A 7,968-nucleotide genomic window follows, 5' to 3' on the forward strand; every position below is an offset into this window, starting at 1 on the left:
CCTGGTGCCGGCGGTGATTTGGGGCTTCCTGCTCTTTTCCGCGCGCGGCGTCGACCGGCTGCCCAAGCGCGGCCTCGCCTGGTTCGGCTTCGCGCTACTTGCGGCGGCGATCGCCGGCTGTGTCACGCCACCCAAAACCTGGCCGTTGCCGACGGGCCTTGGCGGTGTTTTCGGCGACATGGTGCTGAAGATCCCCGGCATCGCCGTTGGCGGCTATCCCAAGGGCCTTTTCGCCAGCATCGTCGCCGCGGTCCTTGCCGCGCCGGCATTGTGGCTGTTTGCCTACGGCTCGGCGCTGATTTCCCGCAAGAACGGCTTTGCCGTCATGGAGCGCGCCGCCGAGCCCGAGCCGCGCGAGCAGGACGACCTGCTCTTCGACGAGGATGAGGACGAGGGCGATGAAGGCATCCTGGCACTCGGCGCCATCACCCACTGGTGGCTGTCGTTCAGGGCCTGGATGCACCGCCGCGCCGCGCGCCGCCAGCACGAGCGCGAGTACGAGCCGGAGATGGAGCCGCGCGCCAGCGCCTGGCGGCGCGCAGCCGAGCGCGTCGAATCAGCCGAGTTCGCCGAATCGCGGATGAGCCCGGGCGGCCGCGCCCGCGTCGAGCCTGAATTCTTCGCCGCCATGGTCAACGACCGCAGTATCTCGGTCGATCCTGACGACGACATCTTCGACAGTGACGAGGACGACGACTTGGATTTCGCCGACGAGCCTCCTGTCCAGCGCCGCGCCACGCCGACGGCGAAGGTGCAGAATTTCCGTTCCGATGCCGCAACCCGCGTCGAGGCGCCGGCACCGCGTCCGGCGCCGGGCGCGCGCGTCCAGCGCGAGGCGCAGACCTCGCTGATCGGCTCGGACAAATTCGAGATGCCGTCGCTGCATTTCCTGTCGGAGCCGAAGAATGTGGTGCGCGACGCCAGCCTGTCCAAGGACGCGCTGGAGCAGAATGCGCGGCTCCTGGAAGGCGTGCTCGAGGATTTCGGCGTCAAGGGCGAGATCATCCATGTACGGCCCGGCCCGGTCGTCACACTCTACGAGCTCGAGCCGGCGCCCGGCATCAAGTCGTCTCGCGTCATCGGCCTGTCCGACGACATCGCCCGCTCGATGAGCGCGATCGCCTGCCGCGTCGCCGTCGTGCCCGGCCGCAACGCCATCGGCATTGAGCTGCCCAACGCCAAGCGCGAGACGGTGTATCTGCGGGAAATCATGGCCAGCCGCGACTTCGAGACCACCAAGGCGAAGCTGGCGCTGGCGCTCGGCAAGACCATCAATGGCGAGGCCGTCATCGTCGACATCGCCAAGATGCCGCACGTTCTGGTCGCCGGCACCACCGGCTCGGGCAAGTCGGTCGCCATCAACACCATGATCCTGTCGCTGCTCTACCGGCTGACGCCGCAGGAATGCCGGCTGATCATGATCGATCCGAAGATGCTCGAACTCTCCGTCTATGACGGCATTCCGCATCTTTTGACGCCGGTCGTCACCGATCCGAAGAAGGCGGTGGTGGCGCTGAAGTGGACCGTGCGCGAGATGGAGGACCGCTACCGCAAGATGTCCAAGGTCGGTGTGCGCAACATCGACGGGTTCAACGCGCGCGTCCAGCTGGCGGAGAAGAAGGGCGAGAAGATCTCGCGCACCGTGCAGACCGGCTTCGATCGCCAGACCGGCGAGGCGATCTACGAGACGGAGGATCTCGACCTCGAGCCGATGCCCTATATCGTCGTCATCATCGACGAAATGGCCGACCTGATGATGGTCGCCGGCAAGGACATTGAGGGTGCGGTTCAGCGCCTGGCGCAGATGGCGCGCGCCGCCGGCATCCATGTCATCATGGCGACCCAGCGCCCTTCGGTCGACGTCATCACCGGCACGATCAAGGCCAACTTCCCGACCCGCATCTCCTTCCAGGTGACGTCGAAGATCGACAGCCGCACCATCCTTGGCGAGCAGGGCGCGGAGCAATTGCTCGGCATGGGCGACATGCTCTACATGGCCGGCGGCGGCCGCATCCAGCGCGTGCACGGCCCGTTCGTGTCCGACGACGAGGTCGAGAGGATCGTCGCGCACCTGAAGCTGCAGGGCGTTCCCGAATATCTCGACGCCATCACCGAGGATGATGACGAGGACGACGAGGACGAAGGTTCCGGCAAGGGCGGTTCCGGCGGCGGTGGCGGCGGCAATTTCGAGGATTCCGACGACCCCTACGACCAGGCGGTGGCGGTGGTGCTGCGCGACGGCAAGGCCTCGACCAGCTACATCCAGCGCCGACTCGGCATCGGCTACAACCGCGCCGCCTCGATCATCGAGAAGATGGAGAAGGAAGGCATTGTCGGTCCGGCCAACCATGCCGGAAAACGCGAGATCCTGGTGCCGACGGAGGAGGACAAGTTCTAGGGTCTATCGATATCCAGGTGATGCCGGCTGGCAACCTTGAACCTTTCGGCGCGTTGAGGCGACGGAGCGTCGCTGGAGCCGCCAAACTTAAGCCCAACTGGGGGTCCAGAGACTGCGACACCATTCGAATCAGAAAGTGACCGGCATGAAAAACGAACCTTTCGCCCCGAACCGCCGCCAGGCGCTTGGCCTCGGCCTCGTGCTTGCCGGCGCGGCAAGCGTCAATGTCGTCCCCGGATTCCAGCTCCTGGCGTCGGCGCAGGCGGCGATTCCGCCGGCGGCGCAGAAGATCGCCGACCACTTCTCCTCGGTCAAATCGATGAGCGGCGAGTTCGTTCAGTTCGGACCGAAGGGCGAGCAGACCGGCGGCAAGTTCTTCCTGGAACGGCCGGGCAAGATCCGCTTCAACTATGATGGATCGTCGAATTTCCGGGTGATCTCCGACGGCAAGTCGGTGGTCATCCTCAACAAGAAGCTCAACACCTCCGATCTCTATCCGCTGTCGAAGACGCCGCTGAAGCTTTTGCTCGACAATCGCATCGATCTCTCCGGCGGACGAGTAAAGAGCGTCAAGGAAGAGGACGATCTCACCACCATCCAGCTCTCCGACAAATCGGTGTTCGGCAATGCCAGGATCACCATGATGTTCGATCCGAAGTCCTATGAACTGCGGCAATGGACCATCACCGACGCCCAGGGCAAGGACACGACGGTGATGATCTTCAACGTCAAGGAAGGCGTCAGCTTCGCTCCCGACACCTTCGCCATAGATTACACGGCGAACCGTGAGGTGAATACGAAGACAAGATAACTTCCTTCGTCTTAGTGCTCTTGCGAGCGTCGGCGCCGCCCCTCATCCGGCTGCCGCCATCTTCTCCCCGTAAACGGGGAGAAGGGACGCCGTCATCGACGGTTTCGCCAATCTCCAGCGTTGCAGAATGAGTGCCAAGGCTGCGGCCGGCTTCTTTCTCCCCGTTTACGGGCAGAAATGCCCGGCCGGGCAATGAGGGGCGGCGAGCGCCTCGGCGATTGTCGCCGGCTTGTTTTTATGGCTGGCGGCTGGCAGTAGTTCGGCGACCTCTTGCCGGACCCCGCCGCATGCCCTTTTCCATCGCCACCTGGAACATCAACTCGGTGCGGCTGCGCATGCCGATCGTCGAGCGCCTGCTTCTGGAATACGCGCCCGATGTGCTCTGTCTGCAGGAGACGAAGGTTCCGGACGAGCTTTTTCCCGAAAAGGCCTTCCGCAAGCTCGGCTACGAGCACATCGCCTTCCACGGCCAGAAAGGCTATCACGGCGTCGCCACGGTGGCGCGGCGGCCGATCGAGCTGGTTGAAAAGCGCCGCTTCTGCGAGATCGACGACAGCCGACACCTCTCGGTCAGGGTAAGCGCCAGCGGCAAGTCGATCCTGCTGCATAATTTCTATGTGCCGGCGGGCGGCGACGAGCCCGACCCGGAGATCAACCGCAAGTTCAGGCACAAGCTGGATTTCGTCGCCGAGATGAATGGTGTACGGGCCGAGCACGACGCCGGGTCCGGCTCGATCCTGGTCGGCGACCTCAACATCGCGCCGCTGGAGCATGACGTCTGGTCGCACAAGCAGCTGCTCAACGTCGTCAGCCACACGCCGGTGGAGACCGAAAGCTTCGAGGCGATGCGGCGCGCCGGCGACTGGGTCGACCTGATGCGGCTCAACGTGCCTGCCGAGCAAAAACTCTACACCTGGTGGAGCTACCGCGCGCAGGACTGGCAAGCGTCGGACCGCGGCCGGCGGCTTGACCATGTCTGGTCTTCGCCGAACCTGGTGGAGCGCTTCACCGGCTACGAGATCCTGCGCCCGGCGCGCGGCTGGGAGCGGCCGTCGGACCACGTGCCGGTGATTGCGCGGTTCGATCTGGATTGAAGTCCGCCGCAGCCGGACGGATTCAAACACGGGGCCTGACGTTCTTGGGCGCGCCGTTCCGGAACCTACGCGGGCAGAGCCTCCTGTTCGTCCGCATGCCCCATCAGACAGGGGTGATCCCGGCGGCGCGTCGCCAGCATCCGCCGGGCGGCTTCTATGATTTTCGGCGCCGGGACATCGGCGACCAGGCCGGTCGGGCTTTCATGGCGCGCTTCCACCGCGTCCACGCTGTTCGAAAGCGGTCGCCAGCGAGCCATGTTGGCACCGCTATTGACGATGACCATCGGCGTCATCACCGTGGCCATGAGATGCGCCGTGCCGCCTTCGGCGCCAATGTAAAGATCGGCGAGTTCCCCGAGCGCCAGCAGGATGTCGCTGACAGGAATATCTTGCGCCGCGCCAGAATCGACGAGCCGCAATTTCGGCACGCGTTGCGCCAACTCGGCCATGTCTGGGCCGACGCCCGGTGTTTTCACATAGATGAGGTTGGCGCCATCGCCGATCATACTGTCGGATATCGCGACAACCTGATCCGCTGTCATCCGTTTGTTGCCATCGCCATGGGCCGCGATGACGACCAATGGAGCATGCTTGCCGGCCAGGCGCCTGGCCGCCGCACGCGCGGCCGCAGTCGGCTCCAGCCGATGGTCAAAAGGCAACCGCTTTCCCGCCAGGCGTTCGACAAGGCGGTGGTAGCGCCATGCATTGTGCTCTGGTCGTGTTTCGGGTCCATGGCCGGGGGGCCAGGAAAGAGCGAACGCCGGAAAATTTGCTTCGTAGACGATGCCGCGGCCGAGCAGCGATACCCAGGTTTGAACCAGCCAGGGCGCGACAATGCGGAAATCGACAATGGCCAGCTGCCCTTTGCCCTTGCGATGACTGGCGACCAGATGCGCCAAGGGCGTCTGCGCCCTTATCGTATCGACCAGGTGGCGGACATGGTCATTGACGGCGGTTTCGAGCGTGCATGTCTGGGTGGTTCCGTACACGATCAAACTGTCGGGAAATGCCGTTCTCGCCGCTCGCAAGGCCGGAATCCGCAGCAAGCCGTCGCCGAACGCGTCCTTGCGTGAATACAAGATAATCGTCTCGTAACGCGCTGGCGGCATTCCCGCTCCCCCCAGGAGCTCGGTGGTGTCGGTTCCTGCTACGCGGCCCATCCTCGAGTCCTGTAGGATCTCACCTTTTGCCTGTCAACGGAACCTCGCCCTCGGGGCCGGATGATCAACGCCAGGTGCGATTCGTCTACCCCGTGAAACGCGGCCCCAGTTTTTCGATGCGCCTGATCATCTGCTGGAATTCCTCCAGGATGCGCTCGTGCAACAGCACCGCAATCTCCGGATATTCCTCCAGGATGCGGCGGAACATCTTGCGGCTGAGCCGGATCACTTCAGAGTCGACCGCGGCCGATGCGCTGGTCAGCCGGTTGGTGTCGGCAATCAGCGCCAGTTCGCTCAGCATGGTGCCGGGTCCGGCGGTGCCGATCGGGACGCGCTCGCCATTCTGCTCGCGATAGAGCGCGATGCGGCCGCTGACCACGATATAGGCCGAGTCAGCCGCGTCATCCTCGCGGTAGAGCTTGTGGTCCGCCTGCAACAGCGTGGTTTCGGCGCCGAAGGCGAGCAGGCGCAACTGCTCCTGCGTGAAGCCCTCGAAGAGCTTCACGGCGGACAGGATGCGGATGTCGTCATCCAGCGCCATCTAGCTATGTCCCCGAGCGGTCAGTCCAGTCCCTCCCTTGGAGCGCGGCGTCCTCCTGGACGCGCAAAGGACGCTCCAACATCCTTTGAGTCTACGCATCGTGCCCGCCAAAAATCGATTCCGATTTTTGGCCGATGCGCATCGGAGCCGATCCAACCACCCTCCAGCACCAGGATCGCTTCCGAAGCGGCCCCGCCCTGACCGCTCATTGGATCATGAAAAGTTTAAGGAACCAGCTTGTAGCCGCCGCTTTCTGTCACAAGAATTTCGGCATTGGAAGGATCGCGCTCGATCTTCTGGCGCAGCCGGTAGACGTGGGTTTCCAGCGTGTGCGTGGTGACTCCTGAATTGTAGCCCCAGACTTCTTCCAGAAGCACGTCGCGCGTCACCACCTTCTGTTCGGCGCGATAGAGGTATTTGATGATCGACGCCTCTTTCTCGGTCAGTCGCACCTTGGCGCCGCGCTGGTCGATCAAGAGCTTCTGGCTGGGCTTGAAGGTGTAGGGGCCAACCGAGAAGGTGGCGTCCTCGCTCTGTTCGTGCTGGCGCAATTGCGCGCGGATGCGGGCAAGCAGCACGGCGAAGCGGAACGGCTTGGTCACATAGTCGTTGGCGCCGGCCTCGAGGCCGAGGATCGTGTCGGAATCGGTGTCGTGGCCGGTCAGCATGATGATCGGCGCCTTGTAGCCGCCCTTGCGCAGGATCTTCACCGCCTCGCGGCCGTCCATGTCGGGCAGGCCAACATCCATGATCAGGAGGTCGACAAGGCCGCCGCGCGCCGCGGCGACGCCTTTCGCGGCCGTCGCTTCCTGCTGGACGTCGAACTCTTCGTAGAGGGCCAGTTGCTCGACGAGCGTGCCGCGCAGGTCGTCATCGTCGTCAACGATCAGTATGGTGCGTGAGGTCATGGATCAATCCGTTGTTTTAAAAAGTATATTCAGTTGACCGTCCCCCATTTATGCGGAAGCTGACCGGCACAACAGCCGATCACAGTGATTTGTTCCGTGACACGATCATACAAGAAAAAACGTCCATGCAATGCAGCCGGCGCAATTTTGCCAAAAGGCCTCGCCGTGCTCAGCGTGCGCGCCAGGCCCGGCCATCCCAGCCAGGGGCTGCTGCAGGCGGGCAGCCTGGTGTTCGCCTGCGCGCTGGGACGCGGGGGCATTTCGGCGAACAAGCGCGAAGGTGACGGCGCGACGCCGCTTGGCGCCATGCGCATATTGTCGGGCTATTTTCGCGACGATCATTTTTCCGGCGGCCGCAGGACGCGGCTTGCGATGGCGCCGATCGGGCCGGATCTCGGCTGGTGCGAGGTGCCCGACGACCGCAACTACAATCGCCCGGTGAAGATTCCCTATGGCGCCAGCCACGAGCGGATGCGCCGTGATGACCGGCTCTATGATGCCTGCCTGGTGCTCGACTGGAACATCGCGCCGCGGCGGCGCGGCCGCGGCAGCGCCATCTTCTTCCATCTGGCGCGGCCCGGCTTCACACCGACACAAGGCTGCGTGGCGGTGACGGCGCGCACCATGGCGCGGCTGTTGCCGCTGCTTTCGGATCGGACGGTGGTGAGGGTGGTGAGGTAGGGATGACTAGGCAGTAGGGCGCTATGCCCTCTTTCCCCTACTGCCTAATCCCTACTGCCTTACCTTCTCGGCTGCTGCCAGCCAGTGCCGAGCAGCCCGATTTCGCGGAGCTGCCGGTCCACAGCCTTTGCGACGTCCCGGCGCTCGGCGCCGATGTCACGCAGCAGGTCGTCGGAGAGATCCTCGATGGATTCGAGGGGAAGCTGGGCAGCGACACGCGCCTGACGCAGCCAATCGAGGGTGGCGCGCAGCCAGACTGCGATACCGGAGCGGGAATTTAGGGCGGCGTGGGACTTCAGAACGATCTCGGTCATGGCTCTATCCGGTTTCTCCGGATGTCAAATCCGGTTTGATAGTGCTTCGATGCTGCAATCA

Annotated in this window: 8 protein-coding genes; 4 read left to right on the forward strand and 4 right to left on the reverse strand. The window is 63.8% G+C overall.

What is annotated here, in order from left to right; all coding sequences use genetic code 11:
* From EN742_RS15970 to EN742_RS15980, 3 genes are all read left to right on the forward strand, one after another.
* On the forward strand, positions 1 to 2,398 hold a 2,398-nt coding region (locus EN742_RS15970), incomplete at its 5' end, for a DNA translocase FtsK (protein WP_148670119.1).
* Positions 2,399 to 2,543: 145 nt separating this feature from the next.
* The gene (locus EN742_RS15975) at positions 2,544 to 3,209 is read left to right on the forward strand and encodes an outer membrane lipoprotein carrier protein LolA (protein ID WP_126057503.1); all 666 of its coding nucleotides are present in this window, start codon (positions 2,544 to 2,546) and stop codon (positions 3,207 to 3,209) included.
* 287 nt (positions 3,210 to 3,496) lie between these two features.
* Entirely contained in the window at positions 3,497 to 4,303 is an 807-nt protein-coding gene (locus tag EN742_RS15980) for an exodeoxyribonuclease III (protein ID WP_126057504.1), read from the forward strand.
* A gap of 65 nt (positions 4,304 to 4,368) precedes the next feature.
* Here EN742_RS15980 and EN742_RS15985 read toward each other — a convergent pair whose 3' ends face one another.
* From EN742_RS15985 to EN742_RS15995, 3 genes are all read right to left on the reverse strand, one after another.
* A complete protein-coding gene (locus tag EN742_RS15985; RefSeq protein WP_189375365.1) occupies positions 4,369 to 5,382 on the reverse strand; it encodes a hypothetical protein in 1,014 nt (337 codons plus the stop codon).
* A gap of 166 nt (positions 5,383 to 5,548) precedes the next feature.
* Positions 5,549 to 6,004 carry a cyclic nucleotide-binding domain-containing protein gene (locus EN742_RS15990; protein WP_126057505.1) on the reverse strand — a complete coding sequence of 152 codons (456 nt, stop codon included), beginning with the start codon at positions 6,002 to 6,004 and terminating at the stop codon, positions 5,549 to 5,551.
* A 224-nt stretch (positions 6,005 to 6,228) separates the two neighbouring features.
* A complete protein-coding gene (locus EN742_RS15995; protein WP_126057506.1) occupies positions 6,229 to 6,912 on the reverse strand; it encodes a response regulator transcription factor in 684 nt (227 codons plus the stop codon).
* Between the two features lie 144 nt (positions 6,913 to 7,056).
* Between EN742_RS15995 and EN742_RS16000 the strand changes: the two genes are divergently transcribed.
* Positions 7,057 to 7,593 (forward strand): L,D-transpeptidase, encoded by a 537-nt coding sequence (locus EN742_RS16000; protein ID WP_189347350.1) that lies wholly within the window; start codon positions 7,057 to 7,059, stop codon positions 7,591 to 7,593.
* A gap of 59 nt (positions 7,594 to 7,652) precedes the next feature.
* Here the strand turns inward: EN742_RS16000 and EN742_RS16005 are convergent, their stop codons facing one another.
* Entirely contained in the window at positions 7,653 to 7,907 is a 255-nt protein-coding gene (locus EN742_RS16005) for a hypothetical protein (protein WP_126057508.1), read from the reverse strand.
* Positions 7,908 to 7,968 lie beyond the last annotated feature (61 nt).

It is taken from the genome of Mesorhizobium sp. M4A.F.Ca.ET.020.02.1.1 (assembly GCF_004022645.1).
Lineage (GTDB): Bacteria > Pseudomonadota > Alphaproteobacteria > Rhizobiales > Rhizobiaceae > Mesorhizobium.

Bases quoted from the DNA above. Each gene is read 5' to 3' on its own strand.
- EN742_RS15995 (WP_126057506.1), bottom strand. From the start codon at position 6,912: ATGACCTCACGCACCATACTGATCGTTGACGACGATGACGACCTGCGC.
- EN742_RS15990 (WP_126057505.1), bottom strand. From the start codon at position 6,004: ATGGCGCTGGATGACGACATCCGCATCCTGTCCGCCGTGAAGCTCTTC.
- EN742_RS15975 (WP_126057503.1), top strand. From the start codon at position 2,544: ATGAAAAACGAACCTTTCGCCCCGAACCGCCGCCAGGCGCTTGGCCTC.
- EN742_RS16005 (WP_126057508.1), bottom strand. From the start codon at position 7,907: ATGACCGAGATCGTTCTGAAGTCCCACGCCGCCCTAAATTCCCGCTCC.
- EN742_RS15980 (WP_126057504.1), top strand. From the start codon at position 3,497: ATGCCCTTTTCCATCGCCACCTGGAACATCAACTCGGTGCGGCTGCGC.